Genomic DNA, 16,824 nt, shown 5'->3' on the forward strand with positions numbered 1-16,824 from the left:
TTGGGTCAGACGTTGGAGATGATCTCGACCCAGTAGCCGTCCGGGTCCTTGATGAAGGCCAGGTTCTTCATGCGGCCGTCGGTCAGGCGCTTCTGGAAGGTCACGCCCAGGTCTTCAAATCGCTGGCAGGCGGTCTCGATGTCCGGCACCGACACGCAGATGTGGCCGAAGCCGCGCGGGTCGCTGTTGCCATCGTGGTAGACCGCGCTGTCCTGGGTCTCGGTGCCGTGGTTGTGGGTCAGTTCCAGCACGCCCGGCAGGCCGGCCATCCACACGCGGCGCTGGGCATCGTCTTCCGGCACCACCGCGCCGGCCTGCACGTAAGCCAGGAAGTACAGGCTGAACTGGGCCTCCGGGAAGTCGCGCTTGTCGATCAGCTGGTAGCCGAGCACGCGGGTGTAGAAGTCCAGCGAGGCGGTGATGTCCTTCACCCGCAGCATGGTGTGGTTGAACACGAAGCCGCTGGTTTCGGCCGGGGCCTGGGCGGCGACGCCGGGGACATCGCGCAGGGCGGGAATGATCATGGGGGAGGTCCTTCAGACGGGGCCGTTGCCGGCCGGATGGCTTCATTCTACCGGCCCGCACCTGACGGCACCGCGACGTACAATGGCCGGATCGCACCGTTCCGTCCTGATAACGATTGCCCGCCATGTCGCAGCGTGAATGGGTGGCCGCCGCCATCCGCAAGATCGAAGCCGATTTCAACCGTTCCGCCGATACCCACCTGATCCCGCTGGCGCTGCCCGGGTTCGAGGGCATCGATGTGTACCTGAAGGACGAGTCGAGCCATCCCACCGGCAGTCTCAAGCACCGGCTGGCGCGCTCGCTGTTCCTGTATGCGTTGACCAACGGTTGGTTGCGCGAAGGCCGGCCGGTGATCGAGGCCTCCAGCGGCTCGACCGCCGTCTCCGAAGCCTATTTCGCGCGCCTGCTGGGCCTGCCGTTCATTGCGGTGATCCCGGCGACCACTTCGCCGGAAAAGATCGCCGCGATCGAGTTCCACGGGGGCCGCTGTCACCTGGTCGAGCGTGCCTGCGAACTCAACGGTGAATCGGAGAAGCTGGCCCGCGAAACCGGCGGCCACTTCATGGACCAGTTCACCTATGCCGAGCGCGCTACCGACTGGCGCGCCAACAACAACATCGCCGAATCCATCTTCAAGCAGATGGCCGAGGAGCCCAGCCCGGTTCCGGAGTGGATCGTGTGCAGCCCTGGTACCGGCGGTACCGCAGCGACGCTGGGCCGCTATGTCAGCTACCGCCGGCATGACACCCGCATCCTGTGCGCGGACCCGGAAGTGTCGGTGTTCTTCGATGGCTACCAGGCTGCCGTGGCCGGCGAGCAGGACTGGCGGGGCCTGACCTGCAGCGGTGGTTCGCGCGTGGAAGGCATCGGCCGGCCGCGGGTGGAGCCGAGCTTCATCCCGACCAGCGTCGATGCAATGGTGAAGGTGCCCGATGCACTGAGCCTGGCCGCGATGCGCCATGTCAGCCGCCAGCTCGGTCGACGCGTGGGTGGCTCCACCGGCACCAACTTCATCGGTGTGCTGCAGGCCGCGCAGTGGATGCGTGAGGCGGGCCACCAGGGCAGCATTGTCAGCATCCTGTGCGACAGCGGCGAGCGCTATGCGCAGAGTTATTACGACCCGGCGTGGTACGTGCGCCAGGGCATCGATGTCGACGGTGCCGATGCACAGCTGGCAGCGGCGGTGGCTGGGCAGGGACTGCCCGAACTGCCGTGGTGCAGCCTGGAAGCGCTGTAGCGTCCTCGTAGAGCCGAGCCGTGATCGACACTCCGGGAAAGAGCCGTCGAGCATGGCTCGACGCTACAGATTCAATACCCCGCCGCAGTGAACGCATCCAGCACCGCATCGCGCAGTGCATCGGGCAATGCCTCGATGTCCATCGCGCGGTCATCCAGATGCAGGCTCGGGTCCAGGCTGCTGGCACGGCCCTGGGCCAGCGCCTGCAGCCACAGCAGCACGCAGATCACGAACTCGCGCTCATGGCCCAGCCGCAGTTGGCTGGCGCCGCGCTCGATCACCTCGAACGGGTACCACTCCTGGGCGTCGTTGAAGGTGCCGCCCTGCTGTAGCACCGCCTGCAGTTGCTGCAGATGGCGCGGGGCGTCATCGCCGGCATCGCACAGCGCGGCGATCCAGGTCAGTTCGGCCGGGCTGGCGGACAACGCCAACGACCGCGCCGGTGGGGCGGATGCAACTGCAGCCAGACCTTCCATGTGGGGCCTCGTTCAGTACCTACCGCTGCGGACTCCCCCGCAGCCAGAGCTTCGATGCGTGACCGTAAGGCCGATGTGAATGCCGCGCCCCCTTGTCAGCCACGCCTGCCAGCGCCATATCTACTGGGCTGCCCGCCCGCCGGGCCCGTTCCCTGGAGATCTGCCGTGACCGTTGCCAACCCCCTGCTCGATTTTTCCGGCCTGCCGCGCTTCGAGGCCATCCGCCCCGAGCACGTGGCACCGGCGTTGGACGTGCTGCTGGCCGAGGCCGAAGCCGCCGTCAGCGCGGCCGAGCAGGTGCAGCCGGTGCGCTGGGAGACCTTCGTGGCCCCGCTGGATGACGCCACCGAGCGCCTGTGGCGCGCCTGGGGCCTGGTCGGCCACCTGCAGGGCGTGGTCAACACCCCGGAACTGCGTGAGGCCTACAACAGCAACCTGCCACGGGTGACCCGCTTCGCCAGTGCGCTGGGCCAGAACCTGGCGCTGTACCGCCAGTACCAGGCACTGGCCGCCAGCGCGGAGGCCGCGGGCTTCGACGAGGCCCAGCGCAAGGTGCTGGACAACACGCTGCGTGACTTCCGCCTTGGCGGTGCCGAGCTGGCGCCCGAGGCACAGCAGCGCTTCGCGGCGATCAAGGAGGAGCTGTCGGCACTGTCGGCGAAGTTCTCGCAGAACGTGCTCGACGCTACCGACGCGTGGTCGCTGATCATCGAGGACGAAGCGCGACTGAACGGCCTGCCGGAGGACGTGAAGGCTGCCGCGCACGCTGCGGCGGAAAAGGAGGGCAAGTCCGGCTGGAAGCTGACCCTGCAGATGCCGTGCTACCTGCCGGTGCAGACCTGGGCCGAAGACCGCGACCTGCGCGAGATCCTGTACCGCGCCAGCGCGCAGCGTGCATCGGAATTCGGCGATGACGCACTGGACAACAGCGGCAACATCGACCGCATCCTCGCCCTTCGCGCGGAGCTGGCCGCACTGCTCGGCTTCGGTTCGTATGGTGACTATTCGGTGGCCACCAAGATGGCGCAGGACCCGGCCGAGGTGCTCGGCTTCCTGCGCGACCTGGCCTCGCGCGCCAAGCCGTTTGCGGCCAAGGACCGCGCCGAGCTGGAGCAGTTTGCACGCGAACAGCTCGGCATCGACAGCCTGCAGGCCTGGGACCTGGCGTTCGCCGCCGATCGCCTGAAGCAGGCGCGCTACAGCTATTCAGAGCAGGAAGTGAAGCAATATTTCACCGAACCGAAGGTGCTGGGCGGCCTGTTCTCGGTGATCGAACAGCTGTACGGCCTGCGCGTGCAGGAGGACAGTGCGCCGGTGTGGCATGAAGACGTGCGCTTCTTCCGCCTGGTCGATGCGCAGGGCGCGCTGGTGGGCCAGTTCTACCTGGACCTGTACGCACGCGAAGGCAAGCGTGGCGGTGCGTGGATGGACGATTGCCGCAACCGTCGCGTGCGTGCCGATGGCAGCGTGCAGACCCCGTTGGTCTACCTGGTGTGCAACTTTGGCCGTGGTGCCAACGGCAAGCCGGCGACCTTCAGCCACAACGAAGTGACCACGTTGTTCCATGAGATGGGCCACGGCCTGCACCAGCTGCTGACCCGCATCGGCGAACTGGGTGTGGCCGGCATCAACGGCGTGGAATGGGACGCGGTGGAGCTGCCCAGCCAGTTCATGGAGAACTTCTGCTGGGAATGGGACCACCTGCAGGGCATGACCGCGCATGTTGAAACGGGTGAGCCACTGCCGCGCGCGCTGTACGAGCGCATGCTGGCCGCGCGCAATTTCCACAGCGGCATGGCCACGGTGCGCCAGCTGGAGTTCGGCCTGTTCGACATGCTGCTGCACAGCCAGTTCGAACCGGCGCAGGACAGCGTGCTGGCACTGCTCGACCGCGTGCGTGCGGAAGTGGCAGTGAACCACCCGCCGGTCTGGAACCGCTTCCCGCACCAGTTCAGCCATATCTTCGCCGGCGGTTACGCCGCGGGTTACTACAGCTACAAGTGGGCCGAGGTGCTCAGCGCCGATGCCTACGCCGCATTCGAGGAAGCGCCGCAGGCACTGGCTGAAACCGGTGCACGCTTCCGCGATGAGATCCTGTCGCGTGGTGGCAGCCGCCCGGCGGCGGAGAACTTCAAGGCCTTCCGCGGCCGCGCGCCGCAGATCGACGCGCTGCTGCGCCACTCGGGCATGGCGTAAGGTGTTTGGTAGGTGCCAACCTTGGTTGGCGAGAAGCCCAGGCCAACCAAGGCTGGCCTCTACCAGGCGTCGCGCCTTGGGGTCATTCAGCGTAGATCATCTTCCGGGTCATGCCGCCGTCGACGATGAAGTCCTGGCCGGTGGTGAAACCGGACAGTGACGACAGCAGGTACACCGCCAGTGCACCGATATCTTCGGGGTGACCGACCCGGCCGACCGGGTGTTGCGCCTGGTCGATGGCCGAGTACTCCGGCTCAAGGCGCCGTGAGGGTGCCTGCCACGCAGTGGTGCCGATCCAGCCGGGACTGATGCTGTTCACCCGCACCGCCGGGCCGGCGCTGATCGCCAGTGCATGGGTGAAGGCCACCAGCCCACCCTTGGCCGCGGCATAGGCTTCGCTGTGTGCTTCGGATTGCCAGGCGCGGGTGGAGGCGATGTTGATGATCGCACCGGCGGCGCTGGTAGTCAGCGCGGGCAACGCGTGCTTGCTGCACAGGAAGGCGCCGTGCAGCGAGGACAGCCGGCGCTGCCACTCGTCCCAGTCCATGTCCTGCAGCAGCGTACCGTGCGGGCCGGCGATCCCTGCGTTGTTGACCAGCCCGTCGATGCGGCCGAAACGCTGCTGGGCCACGGCGATGAAGTCGCGCACGCTGGCTTCGTCGGTGATGTCCAGGCGCTGGAACGCGGCATCCTCGCCACGCTGCCATTCCGCCAGACACGCCTCGCCGGCCTCCTCATCCAGGTCGCCGATCAGCACGCGTCCGCCGGCACCGAGCACGGCCTGGGCGATGCCGCGACCGATGCCGTTGGCGCCGCCGGTGACCAGCACCGCCTTGCCCGACAGCGGCGCGGCCGGCCATGTGGCAATCGGCGGCACCGTGCTCACGTCAGGTCTTCGCCACGCAGGCGGCGATGCCAGCCGTCCACGCCGATGCGGTCCAGGGTCTGGATGTTGCGCTCGACGATCACGTCCGGGTCCGGATAGACATCCACCGCGCGCGCCACGCTGTCTTCGCGCAGCAGGTGCAGGGTGGGGAAGGGCGCGCGGTTGGTGTAGTTGCTGGCGTCGTCCGCGGCCACGCCGTCGAACTGATAGTCCGGGTGGAAGCTGGCCACCTGCAGGATGCCCTGCAGGTCCAGCGCTTCGATCGCCGCGTCGGCGTTATCGAGGAAATCGTTGTAGTCGAGGAAGTCGGTCAGCACCTGCGGGTGCACGATCAGGGTGGTGTCGATCTGCTCGGCGGGTGTGTCACGCAGCAGCACCAGTTCCTCGGCCAGCTGCTCAACCAGCGCTTCCGGCGTGGTCGCATCACTGAGCACGATGCGGACCTGGTCCTTCACGTACACCGCCTTGGCGAACGGGCACAGGTTCAGGCCGATGACGATGCGCTCCAGCCACAGGCGGGTGGCGGCGATCGGGTCATCGGTGGGCAGGTGGGAATCGGTCATGGCGGGCACGTCGGCTGGCGGGGCCGCCATTGTAGGCAGTGTGCCGGTGCTGCGCTGTCCACTGTGCAGGAACTGGACAGAGGCGAAGCTGGAAATCCCCGAAGATTCAAACTGTTGCGCGCTACCGATGGATGGCCGATTGCCAGCCCGGGGCGACGGGCGTGGAATGGATGCACGACACAGGAGGACACCCATGACTGCATCTTCCCCGTGGCTGCCGGACGCCCTCTGGGCCGGCGCCTTCTTTGATGGCCACTGGCAGGCTGCCCCGCAACGGCACCCGGTGATTGAACCGGCCACCGGCCAGGAGCTGGGCGAGATCGGCCTGGCCGACCCGGCGCAGATCGCGCGTTCGGCGGCCGCCGCGGCACAGGCGCAGCAGGCGTGGGCGGCGGCGCCCTACGAACAGCGCGCCGAGGTGCTGCGCAAGGCTGCGCGGCTGGCCGAGGAGAACATCGACACCCTCATCGACTGGTTGGTCCGCGAAAGCGGCTCGACCCGCCTCAAGGCCGGCTTCGAGGCCAAGGTGACGATCAAGGCGCTGCATGAAGCCGCCGCACTGCCGTCGCGCAGCGTGGGCGAGATCCTGCCCTCCGAACCGGGCCGGCTGAACCTGGCACGGCGCAGGCCGCTGGGCGTGGTCGGGGTCATCTCGCCGTTCAACTTCCCGCTCTACCTGGCGATGCGCGCGGTGGCCCCGGCGATCGCGCTGGGCAACGCTGTGGTCCTCAAGCCGGACCCGCGTACGGCAGTGTGTGGTGGCGCGGTGATCGCACGCCTGTTCGAGCAGGCGGGCCTTCCGGCAGGCGTGCTGCACATGCTGCCCGGCGATGGCGCGGCCGGGGCTACACTGACCAGTGACCCGCACGTGGCGATGATCCAGTTCACCGGTTCCACCGCCGCCGGGCGCAAGGTCGGCGAAGCGGCGGGCAAGCACCTGAAAAAGGTTTCGCTGGAGTTGGGTGGCAAGAATTCGTTGATCATCCTGGACGATGCGGACCTGGACCTGGCGGTGGCCAACACCGCGTGGGGCGTCTACCTGCACCAGGGCCAGATCTGCATGGCGACCGGGCGCGTGCTGGTGCACCGGAAGATCCACGACACGTTCCTGCAGAAACTGGTGGCCAAGGCCAACGCGCTGAAGGTAGGCGACCCGGCACGTGAGGACGTGGCGATCGGCCCGCTGATCAATGCCGGCCAGCGCGACCATGCCGCACGCGTGGTCGAGCAGGCGGTGCAGGCCGGTGCCACGCTGGAAGCGGGCGGAACGCACCGGGAGCTGTTCTTCGCACCCACCGTGCTCGGCAACGTTGCGGCCGACAATCCGGCCTTCAGCGAGGAGATCTTCGCGCCGGTGGCGGTGGTGGTGCCGTTCGACGATGACGACGAAGCCGTGCGCCTGGCCAACGACAGCGAGTACGGGCTGTCGATGGCGATCGTGTCCAGCAACGTCGGCCGCGCGCTGAAGATCGGCGAGCGCCTGCGTACCGGTCTGCTGCACATCAACGACCAGACCGTGAATGACGAGGTGATCAACCCCTTCGGCGGCGTCGGCGCGTCCGGCAACGGCACCAGCATCGGTGGCCCGGCCAATGGCGAGGAGTTCACCCAGTGGCAGTGGTTGACCGTCAAGGGCGAAGCGCCCGCATACCCGATCTGATCGAAGGAGCCATCACGATGAACGACAACAACGCAACGCGTGAGATCACCGCCGCCGTGGTACGCGGCAAGGAGCAGCCCTTCGTCATCGAGCAGGCGACGCTGCGCGGTCCGCAGGACGACGAGGTGCTGGTGAAGGTGGTGGCCACCGGCCTGTGCCACACCGACCTGATCGTGCGCGATCAGTACTATCCGGTGCCGCTGCCGGCGGTGCTGGGCCATGAGGGGGCGGGCATCGTCGAAGCGGTTGGCCCGAACGTGCGCGACCTCAAGGCGGGGGATCACGTGGTGCTGACCTACGGCGCCTGTGGTCACTGCAATCCCTGCCGGGGTGGACACGGTGCCTACTGCAGGGATTTCTTCGCCCTGAACTTCGGTGGCGATGATGGCCACGGCCATACCGCGATCACCGATGCGCAGGGCCAGCCGCTGCACGATCATTTCTTTGCCCAGTCCTCGTTTGCCACCTACGCGCTGGCCCGCGAGATCAATGCGATCAAGGTGCCTGATGACGCACCACTGGAACTGCTGGGCCCGCTTGGGTGCGGCATCCAGACCGGTGCCGGTGCGGTGCTCAACTCGCTGCAGGTGCGGTCGGGCAGCAGCTTTGCAAGCTATGGTGCCGGTGCGGTGGGCCTGAGCGCGGTGATGGCGGCCAAGGTGGCCGGGGCCACCACCATCATTGCCATCGACGTGGTGCCTTCGCGCCTGGAGCTTGCTCTGGAGCTGGGGGCCACCCACGTGGTCAACAGCCGGGAGACCGATGTGGTCGAGGCGGTGCGTGCGATCACGGGTGGGGGTGCTGACTTCGCGCTGGAATCGACCGGTCGTCCGGACGTGCTGTCCGCTGGCGTCGAGGCGCTGGGTGGGCTGGGCATGATGGGCGTGGTGGGCGCGCCGAAACTGGGCACGACGGCCAGCTTCGATGTGAACAACCTGCTGCTCGGCGGTCGCAGCATCCGCGGCATCGTCGAGGGCGACAGTGTGCCGCAGGTGTTCATTCCGCAGCTGGTGACCCTGTTCCAGCAGGGACGCTTCCCGTTCGACAAGCTGGTGAAGTTCTATCCGCTGGAACAGATCAACCAGGCCGCAGAAGACAGTACCCGTGGCATTACCCTGAAGCCGGTGCTGCGCATCTCGGCGTAGTTTCCCCTGTTGGTAGTGCCGGTCGCTGGCCGGCATGGGGCAGATCCGTTTCCAGAAGATAATGGCTCTGCCCCTTTGTTTGAACGCGTCTTGAAACGGAAACGCTCCGTTGCCGAGACGTAACATGGCGTTGCCGCTGGCGGGTGTACGCTGCTTCCATGATGGCCACGACAGTCGGGCAGCAACAACTGGTGGCGGCACGTGCCGCTTTCGCCGACGGCGATGTGCGCTCATTGGGCGTGTTGCCGCTGCCGCTGCAGCAGTCATGGCTGCGTTCGCGCGCGGCGGGCCTGCAGCCGGGGCAGGAGCCGGACTATCGGCCGCTGCTGGGCGATGGCCGCCATCTTTCCCATCCCGATGATCGGCGCCTGGCGCGTTGCGTGCAGCCGGAGCTGGAACAGCTCTGGGCGGCCTTCGGTGGGCGTGGCTGGACGATGTTCTGCGCAAACCGCGATGGCATGGTGATCGCGCAGCAGGCCCACGGGCTGGAAGATGCTCCCTTGCTGCGGCCGATCCAGGTCGGGCGACAGCTGGGCGAGACCGAGATCGGCACCACCGCGCCAGCGGTCAGCCTGGCCGACGATGTGCCGGCACTGGTGCGCGGCAACGAACACTACCTGCAGCGGTTCGCGCCGGTGTTCTGCCTGAGCGAGCCACTGCACGATCTCGACGGTCGGGTCTGCGGAGTGATCGACATCACCGGTCTTGGCGAGCGCGATCCCGCCCTGCTGCAGGGCTATTTCCGGCAGGCTGCGCTGGCCAGCGAAAACCGCTTGTTCCACAGCCTTACCGACGTGCACCTGCTGGCCGTGCAACATGATCCGCGCTGGCTGGCGTCACCGCTGCAGGGGCTGCTGGCGGTGCAGGAGGATGGCCAGCTGCGTGCAGCCAACCGCGTTGCACGGCGCCTGCTGGGCCTGCCACGGCGCGGGCCGTTGCCGCTGCTGGGTCTGGAAGCGCTGTTTGCCGGTGCCAGTGCGGCGCAACGGCGTCGGCTGCTGCAACCGGGCGCAGCGCATCGGGTCCGGCTGGGCGAGGGCAGTGCGGTCTACCTGCAGCGTCTGCAGGGGCCGCGAGGCGCGGCGCACCGGTCTACTGTGCGGAGCACCCCGGCAGATCCAGGCGCGCCGCTGCTGCGTGACCAGCAGCGTGAGGCCGCGCGCCGCGCGGCCCAGGCCGCTGACGGCAACCTCAGCCTGGCCGCACGCCAGTTGGGAATCTCGCGCACCACGCTGTACAAGCTGCTGCGCGATTGACCGCGTAGTCCACCGGGCAGGGCCCGGCGGGGGCATCAGTCGCGGAAGTTGTTGAACTGCAGCGGCAGCTCGAACTTGCCGGCCTTGAGCACGGCGATGGCGTCCTGCAGGTCATCGCGCTTCTTGCCCTGCACGCGCAGCTTGTCGCCGTTGATCTGGCTTTCCACCTTCAGCTTGGCGTCCTTCAGTGCCGCCGCGATCTTCTTGGCGATCTTCTGCTCGATGCCCTGCTTGACGGTGATCTTCTGCCGGGCCTGGGCCAGGTTGGTCTCGATGTCGCCGAACTCCAGGCTGAGCACGTCGATGCCGCGTGCGGCCAGGCGTGCGCGCAGGATGTCGTTCATCTGCTTGAGCTGGAACTCGGTTGGCGCCGTCTGGTTGATCACATCGCCATCGCGCTCGAACTTGGCGTCCACGCCCTTGAAGTCGAAGCGGGTGGCCAGTTCGCGGTTAGCCTGGTCGATGGCGTTGGTCAGCTCGTGGGTGTCGACTTCGGACACGACGTCGAAGGAAGGCATGGGCGATGCTCCGCAGGATTCAGTGGTGGCCATTCTATCGCGCCGGCCCGCATGCCTGCTTTCTGTAGAGTCGAGCCATGCTCGACTGCTCTTCACAAGGCAGTCGAGCATGGCTCGACTCTACAGAAGGGCGGCAGTCGAGCAAGCTCGACTCTACAAGCCGGTGTGGTCGGCGATAATGGGCCATGAACGTGCAACGCTCCCCTTCGCGTGCGGTGGCCTGGATGGTCGCTGCGGTCGCCTGTTTCTCGCTGATGGACGCTGGCATGAAGCAGCTGTCGGCCAGCTATCCGACCCTGGAAGTGACCTTCCTGCGCGGCGCGGCCTCGTTGCCGTTCGTGCTGGTCTGGGTGCTGGCCAGCGCCGGCCCGCGCTCGCTGATCCCGCGTCGCTGGGGGCTGCACCTGCTGCGTGGCGCGCTGGGCATGGCGATGATCGGCTGCTTCGTGTTCGCCCTGCGCGACCTGCCGCTGTCCACCGCCTACACCATCTATTTCGTCGCCCCGCTGCTGATCGCCGCATTGTCGGTGCCGCTGCTGGGCGAGCGGGTCGGGCCACGGCGCTGGGTGGCCATCGGCATCGGCCTGGTCGGCGTGCTGGTGGTGCTGCGGCCGGGTGTGGACGGTTTCATCTCGGTGCCCGGCCTGATGGTGCTGGCCGCCGCCACCGCCTATGCCGTGGCGGCGATCACGGTCAGCCTGCTCACCCGCACCGATACCTCGCAGTCGATGGTGGTCTGGTTCCTTGTGATCATGGCCATCGGCGCCGGCCTGCTGGCCCTTCCCGGCTGGGTGCCGCTGCAGCTGGCGCATGCGCCGCTGATCGCCGGCATGGGCCTGGCCGGCGCGCTCGGCCAGATCGCCCTGACCAAGGCGTTCCAGCTGGGCGAGGCCTCGATGATCGCGCCGCTGGAGTACAGCGGCCTGGTCTGGGTGATCGGCTGGGATCTGGCCTTCTGGGGCCAGCTGCCAGACAGCTATACCTGGGTGGGTGCGGCGATCATCGTCGCCTCGGGGCTGTACCTGCTGCACCGTGAGCGGGTGAACCGGCAGGAGCCGCCGAAGCCGCTGGACCATCCCTGAGTCGGTTTGGCCGGGGAATGGGGTCAGAGCCCCTGCGGGGATCCGACCTTGGGGTCGGATCCCCGCAGGGGCTCTGACCCCAGCCAACGCGTCGGTGCGGGCGACTTAGAACCAAAAGGAATAACATTCTGGCCCATGGCGCGGGCGCGCGACCGCCTGCGCTGGTAGGCTGCACGCCCCCTTCCGTCACCCAGCCGGTGAGCCACGCCCGTGATCGAGTTCCAGCGCCTGCACAAATCCTATGCCGTTGCCGGCCGCGAAGTCAGCGCGCTGCGGCCGCTGGACCTGACCATCGAGGCCGGTGAGGTATTCGGCATCATCGGCCACTCCGGCGCCGGCAAGTCGACCCTGATCCGCATGATCAACCGTCTGGAAGAACCCAGCGGTGGCCGGCTGCTGATCGGTGGCGAGGATGTCACCGCACTGGACGCGGATGGCCTGCGCGCGTTGCGCCGGCGAATCGGCATGATCTTCCAGCACTTCAACCTGCTGTCGTCGCGCACGGTGGCCGGCAATGTCGCCTTCCCGCTGGAGCTGGCCGGCACGCCGAAGGCGGAGATCGACGCGCGCGTGGCCGAATTGCTGCAGACCGTGGGCCTGGAGGCGCATGCGCAGAAGTACCCCGCACAGCTTTCCGGTGGCCAGAAGCAGCGCGTCGGCATCGCCCGTGCGCTGGCGACACGCCCGCAGATCCTGTTGTGCGACGAGGCCACCAGTGCGCTGGACCCGCAGACCACCGCCTCGGTGTTGTCGCTGTTGTCGAAGATCAATCGCGAGCTCGGCCTGACGATCGTGCTGATCACCCACGAGATGGACGTGATCCGCCGCGTCTGCGACCGCGTCGCCGTCCTCGATGCCGGCCAGATGGTCGAGACCGGGCCGGTCACCCGGGTGTTCCTGCACCCGCAGCACCCGACCACGCGCCGTTTCGTCAGCGAATCGGAGCACGTGGATGAAGGCGCGCTGCACCGTGATTTCGATGCCGTCGGTGGCCGCATCGTGCGCCTGACCTTCCTCGGCGGAGACACCTACGAACCCCTGCTCGGCAGCGTCGCGCGGGAGACCGGTGTCGATTACAACATCCTGTCCGGCCGTATCGACCGGATCAAGGACACCCCGTATGGCCAGCTGGTTGTCGCCCTGGTGGGCGGTGACCAATCCGCCGCGCAGGCCGCGTTCGTGGCCGCCGGCGTGCACGTTGAGGAACTGCGTCGATGATCATCGCCACTGCCGGCGGTTTCTTCCGCCACCTGGATGCGGGCAAGTGGGCCGACATCGGCCAGGCCACCATCGACACCCTGCTGATGCTGCTCGGTTCGCTGCCGCTGACCCTGGCCATCGGCCTGCCGCTGGGCGTGCTGCTGTACCTGTTCGGCGCACCGCAGATGAAGCGCCGTCCGTTCGCCTATGGCGTGCTGGCGCTGGTGGTGAACCTGCTGCGCTCGGTGCCTTTCATCATCCTGATGATCGTGCTGATTCCGGTCACCCTGTTCCTGATGGGGACGTCGCTGGGCGTGCGTGGTGCGATCGTGCCACTGGTGATCGGCGCAGCGCCGTTCTACGCGCGCCTGGTCGAGACCGCGCTGCGCGAAGTGGACCGTGGCGTGATCGAGGCCACCCAGGCGATGGGCGCCACCACCTGGCAGCTGGTCACCCGCGTGCTGCTGCCGGAAGCGCGTCCTGGCCTGATCGCCGGTGCGACGGTCACCACCGTGGCCCTGATCGGCTTCACCGCGATGGGCGGCGCGATTGGTTCCGGCGGCCTTGGTGACCTGGCGTTCCGCGATGGCTACCAGCGTTCGCACACCGACGTGGCCCTGGTTACCGTGGTCCTGCTGTTGGTCCTGGTGCAGCTGCTGCAGATGCTCGGCGACCGCCTGGTCGCGCATTACAGCCGCAAATGACGAGGCGCCGGGGCGCTGCCCCGGCGTCGCCCGGTGCATCGCGGCAGCCGGCCAGCGGCCGGCTCTACCCCATTGCCTGGAAATGGTAGTGCCGGCCGCTGGCCGGCAATCCCACCTGCAATCAACGCACGTTCGGTACTTCGTAGCCCAGCTTGCCGACCTGCTCCGGGTGCTGCGGCACGCGCTTGAGCTTGTCGGTGTTCACGCCGTACTCGTCGCGCAGTCGCTCTGCGAGCTCCTTGTACAGGGCTTTGTCCATGTCCGGCGTACGAGAGAAGATCCAGGCCATTTCACGGCCGGGATAGCCGATCAGCGCCCACGAATAGTCCGGGGCCACTTCCAGTACCCGCGAATGGGTGGGCACCACGCGGTAGAACCAGGTGCGCCAGCCGTGGTTGCCGCTGTCCGGGTCGACGCTGGCACGCGCGCGGACTTCCTGCAGCGGTTCGCCGAAGCCATCGCGGTAGCGGTAGGTGATGCCGACCTTGTGCGCGTCGCGGAGCTCATACTCGTTGACGCTGGCGACATGCCCGCGTTCGATGAAGTTCGGCACGCGGCCGATCACATACCAGGTGCCCATGAAGCGCTTCAGGTCGATCGGCGCCCCCGGGTCGGCCGCGTCGGTGGCGCTGGCGCGGGGCGACGGCGGCTCACTGGCGGCCACGGCGGGGCCCGCCAGGGACAGGGCCAGCAGCACGGCGCAGAGCGGGCGGATCGAAGTCATGCGGGAGCGGGCTCCAGTGGGCTTGCACGCGCATGGTCGACTGTGTGCACGCGATCCGTCAATGGTGTCGCAACCTGTGAGAAGGGCCTTGCCCATGCTGTGTTGCATTGTCCATCGGAGAAGCCCCATGAACGCACGTTCCGTCCGCCGCCCTGCAACTGAACGCGTCATTCTCGAGCGTGCCGACCCCCGCCTGCTGCGCAGCGTGCAGCAGCTGGCCCTGGCCGGCGTGGCACTGGTACTGGTCTGGCCGGCCGCGCGCGGCAGCAGTGCCTGGCTGGGTTGGCTGCCGATGTGGCTGGTGGGCATGCCGCTGGTGGCCTGGTGGGCGTTGCTGCGCTTCCCGTTGCCGCGCCTGTCGTGGCTGCGGCTGGCGCGTCGTACCGGTGGACAGGCGCGTCGCCGTAGCGGCGGGGCGGTGCGAGGCCGTCGCGGCTCGACCGCCGCGGCCTGACCTTCGACACGGGGGCGGCCGCGGCGATCCATGCTAGCGTTCCACGGCTTATGACTGCCTGGAGCTGCAATGTCTCGACTTGCTTCCGCCTGCCTGCTGGCCGGCATGATGACCGCTGCCTCGGTGGGGACCGCCGTGGCCGCTGAAGACACCGATCGCTACGCCTGGCTCGAAGACGTCACCGGCGACAAGCCGCTGACCTGGGTCAAGGAACAGAACGCCAAGTCCGAGGCGCGCCTGGCGCAGACCCCGGCCTTCAAGCAGATGGAGACCAGCATCCGCGAGGTGCTCGACTCCGATGCCAAGATCCCCGGCGTGCAGAAGATCGGCGACTACTACTACAACTTCTGGAAGGACCAGCAGCACGAGCGCGGCCTGTGGCGGCGCACCACCTTGGCCGAATACCGCAAGGCCTCGCCGCAGTGGGAGACCGTGCTCGACCTGGATGCGCTGAACAAGGCCGAGGGTGAGAACTGGGTCTGGCACGGTGCCGACTGCCTGCGCCCGGACTACAGCCGCTGCCTGATCGCGCTGTCGCGTGGCGGCGCCGACGCCGACGTCACCCGCGAATTCGACCTGGCCAACAAGACCTGGATCAAGGACGGCTTCTTCCGTCTGGAGTCGAAGGGTGGCCTCAACTGGGTCGACCGCGACACGGTGTTCGTCTACACCGACTTCGGTGCCGGCACGATGACCACGTCGGGCTATCCGCGCGTGGCCAAACTGTGGAAGCGCGGCACGCCGATGGCCTCGGCCACCGTGGTGTATGAAGGCAAGCCGGAAGACATGTACATCGCGGCGATGCACGATGACACCCCGGGCTTCGAGCGCAACCTGGTCAGCCGCACGCTGGCGTTCTACAACAACGAGCTCTACCTGCGTGGCGACGACGGCACGCTGACCAAGATCGACGCGCCGAACTCGGCCGAGAAGGGCCTGCACAAGCAGTGGCTGACCCTGGAACTGCGCGATCCGTGGACCGTGGGCGGCAAGACCTACGCGTCCGGTTCGCTGCTGGCGACGAAGCTGGACGACTTCCTGGCCGGCAAGCGCGACTTCGAGGTGCTGTTCACCCCGACCGCGACCACCTCGCTGGCCAGCGCCACCTGGACCAAGAGCCACCTGGTGCTGAACGTGCTGGATGACGTCAAGAACCGCCTGTCGGTGCTGACCCCGGGCGCCAATGGCTGGCAGACCAGCCGCTTCGTCGGCGCGCCGGCCTTCGGCACGCTGGGCGTGGCTGCGGTGGACAGCAACGACAGCGACGCGGTGTGGCTGACCGCCACCGACTACCTCACCCCGACCACCCTGGCCCTGGCCGAGATCGGGCAGGCGCCGGAAACGCTGAAGACCATGCCGGCCTTCTTCGATGCCAAGGGCAAGGTGATCGAGCAGCACTTCGCCACCAGCAAGGACGGCACCCGCGTGCCGTACTTCGTGGTGCATGACAAGGCGATGAAGCTGGACGGCTCCAACCCGACCCTACTGTACGGCTATGGTGGCTTCGAGATCTCGCTGACCCCGAGCTATTCCGGTGGCATGGGCCGCGCCTGGCTGGAGAAGGGCGGCGTGTACGTGGTTGCCAACATCCGTGGCGGCGGCGAGTACGGCCCGCGTTGGCACCAGGCAGCGCTGAAGCAGAACCGCCACAAGGCCTACGAAGACATGGCCGCCGTGGCGCGGGATCTGGTCAAGCGCAAGATCACCACCGCCAAGCACCTGGGCGTGCAGGGCGGCAGCAACGGTGGCCTGCTGACCGGCAACATGTTGACCCAGTATCCGGAACTGTTCGGTGCAGTGGTCGTGCAGGTGCCTCTGCTGGACATGAAGCGCTACAGCCACCTGCTGGCCGGCGCGTCGTGGATGGCCGAATACGGCAACCCGGACACCAGCGACTGGGAGTTCATCAAGACCTTCTCGCCGTACCACCTGTTCGACGCGAAGAAGAAGTACCCGCCGGTGCTGTTCACCACCTCCACCCGCGATGACCGCGTGCACCCGGGCCATGCCCGCAAGATGGCGGCGAAGATGATCGACGCCGGCAAGGACGTGACCTACTACGAGAACATCGAAGGTGGCCACGGCGGCGCAGCCAACAATGCGCAGGCCGCGCACATGTCGGCGCTGGCCTACAGCTTCCTGTGGGAGCGGTTGGGCGGTAAGTAAGCAGAACGGAAAACGCCGCCCCAGGGCGGCGT

The 16,824-nt window shown here is 67.4% G+C and carries 16 protein-coding genes; 10 read left to right on the forward strand and 6 right to left on the reverse strand.

All coding sequences use genetic code 11. The annotated features are described in order from the left end of the window. Positions 1-5: 5 nt before the first annotated feature. The gene (gene gloA / locus N5D91_RS15900) at positions 6-524 is read right to left on the reverse strand and encodes a lactoylglutathione lyase (protein ID WP_180855298.1); all 519 of its coding nucleotides are present in this window, start codon (positions 522-524) and stop codon (positions 6-8) included. A gap of 125 nt (positions 525-649) precedes the next feature. On the opposite strand from gloA, the gene N5D91_RS15905 reads away from it, so the two are divergent. After that, the gene (locus N5D91_RS15905; RefSeq protein WP_153854565.1) at positions 650-1,762 is read left to right on the forward strand and encodes a PLP-dependent cysteine synthase family protein; all 1,113 of its coding nucleotides are present in this window, start codon (positions 650-652) and stop codon (positions 1,760-1,762) included. Between the two features lie 71 nt (positions 1,763-1,833). On the opposite strand, the gene N5D91_RS15910 is transcribed toward N5D91_RS15905, so the two are convergent. Then, positions 1,834-2,238 carry a hypothetical protein gene (locus N5D91_RS15910; RefSeq protein WP_110713776.1) on the reverse strand — a complete coding sequence of 135 codons (405 nt, stop codon included), beginning with the start codon at positions 2,236-2,238 and terminating at the stop codon, positions 1,834-1,836. Between the two features lie 165 nt (positions 2,239-2,403). Between N5D91_RS15910 and N5D91_RS15915 the strand changes: the two genes are divergently transcribed. After that, on the forward strand, positions 2,404-4,434 hold the full coding sequence (locus N5D91_RS15915; protein WP_110713774.1) for a M3 family metallopeptidase: 2,031 nt from the start codon (positions 2,404-2,406) through the stop codon (positions 4,432-4,434). An 82-nt stretch (positions 4,435-4,516) separates the two neighbouring features. Here the strand turns inward: N5D91_RS15915 and N5D91_RS15920 are convergent, their stop codons facing one another. Beyond that, the gene (locus N5D91_RS15920; RefSeq protein ID WP_180855296.1) at positions 4,517-5,320 is read right to left on the reverse strand and encodes an SDR family oxidoreductase; all 804 of its coding nucleotides are present in this window, start codon (positions 5,318-5,320) and stop codon (positions 4,517-4,519) included. Then, complete coding sequence (locus N5D91_RS15925) at positions 5,317-5,883, reverse strand: DUF1415 domain-containing protein (RefSeq protein WP_032129027.1); 567 nt, start codon at positions 5,881-5,883, stop codon at positions 5,317-5,319. The genes N5D91_RS15920 and N5D91_RS15925 overlap by 4 nt, the downstream gene beginning before the upstream one ends. 193 nt (positions 5,884-6,076) lie before the next feature. Between N5D91_RS15925 and N5D91_RS15930 the strand changes: the two genes are divergently transcribed. The 3 genes from N5D91_RS15930 to N5D91_RS15940 all read left to right on the forward strand — a co-directional run bounded on the left by N5D91_RS15930 (position 6,077) and on the right by N5D91_RS15940 (position 9,944). Next, positions 6,077-7,543, forward strand: coding sequence for a benzaldehyde dehydrogenase (locus N5D91_RS15930; protein WP_110713771.1), 1,467 nt, complete (start codon positions 6,077-6,079; stop codon positions 7,541-7,543). Between the two features lie 17 nt (positions 7,544-7,560). Then, entirely contained in the window at positions 7,561-8,688 is a 1,128-nt protein-coding gene (locus N5D91_RS15935; RefSeq protein WP_180855295.1) for an NAD(P)-dependent alcohol dehydrogenase, read from the forward strand. A 161-nt stretch (positions 8,689-8,849) separates the two neighbouring features. Continuing rightward, positions 8,850-9,944, forward strand: coding sequence for a helix-turn-helix domain-containing protein (locus N5D91_RS15940; RefSeq protein ID WP_258011627.1), 1,095 nt, complete (start codon positions 8,850-8,852; stop codon positions 9,942-9,944). A 35-nt stretch (positions 9,945-9,979) separates the two neighbouring features. Here N5D91_RS15940 and N5D91_RS15945 read toward each other — a convergent pair whose 3' ends face one another. Beyond that, entirely contained in the window at positions 9,980-10,462 is a 483-nt protein-coding gene (locus tag N5D91_RS15945; RefSeq protein ID WP_006471121.1) for a YajQ family cyclic di-GMP-binding protein, read from the reverse strand. Positions 10,463-10,647: 185 nt separating this feature from the next. Here N5D91_RS15945 and N5D91_RS15950 point away from each other — a divergent pair, with 185 nt between their 5' ends. From N5D91_RS15950 to N5D91_RS15960, 3 genes are all read left to right on the forward strand, one after another. Beyond that, positions 10,648-11,544: a DMT family transporter gene (locus N5D91_RS15950; RefSeq protein WP_110713766.1), complete on the forward strand. Its 897-nt coding sequence runs from the start codon at positions 10,648-10,650 to the stop codon at positions 11,542-11,544. A gap of 210 nt (positions 11,545-11,754) precedes the next feature. Further along, positions 11,755-12,762 (forward strand): methionine ABC transporter ATP-binding protein, encoded by a 1,008-nt coding sequence (locus N5D91_RS15955; protein ID WP_180855291.1) that lies wholly within the window; start codon positions 11,755-11,757, stop codon positions 12,760-12,762. After that, entirely contained in the window at positions 12,759-13,448 is a 690-nt protein-coding gene (locus N5D91_RS15960; protein WP_014038544.1) for a methionine ABC transporter permease, read from the forward strand. The genes N5D91_RS15955 and N5D91_RS15960 overlap by 4 nt, the downstream gene beginning before the upstream one ends. A 121-nt stretch (positions 13,449-13,569) precedes the next feature. Here N5D91_RS15960 and N5D91_RS15965 read toward each other — a convergent pair whose 3' ends face one another. Beyond that, complete coding sequence (locus N5D91_RS15965; RefSeq protein WP_180855289.1) at positions 13,570-14,172, reverse strand: lipocalin family protein; 603 nt, start codon at positions 14,170-14,172, stop codon at positions 13,570-13,572. 127 nt (positions 14,173-14,299) lie between these two features. On the opposite strand from N5D91_RS15965, the gene N5D91_RS15970 reads away from it, so the two are divergent. Next, positions 14,300-14,626, forward strand: coding sequence for a hypothetical protein (locus tag N5D91_RS15970; RefSeq protein ID WP_110713762.1), 327 nt, complete (start codon positions 14,300-14,302; stop codon positions 14,624-14,626). 69 nt (positions 14,627-14,695) lie between these two features. Further along, positions 14,696-16,792 (forward strand): prolyl oligopeptidase family serine peptidase, encoded by a 2,097-nt coding sequence (locus N5D91_RS15975; protein ID WP_180855288.1) that lies wholly within the window; start codon positions 14,696-14,698, stop codon positions 16,790-16,792. Positions 16,793-16,824 lie beyond the last annotated feature (32 nt).

The organism is Stenotrophomonas sp. GD03794 (assembly GCF_029842145.1).
Lineage (GTDB): Bacteria > Pseudomonadota > Gammaproteobacteria > Xanthomonadales > Xanthomonadaceae > Stenotrophomonas > Stenotrophomonas riyadhensis.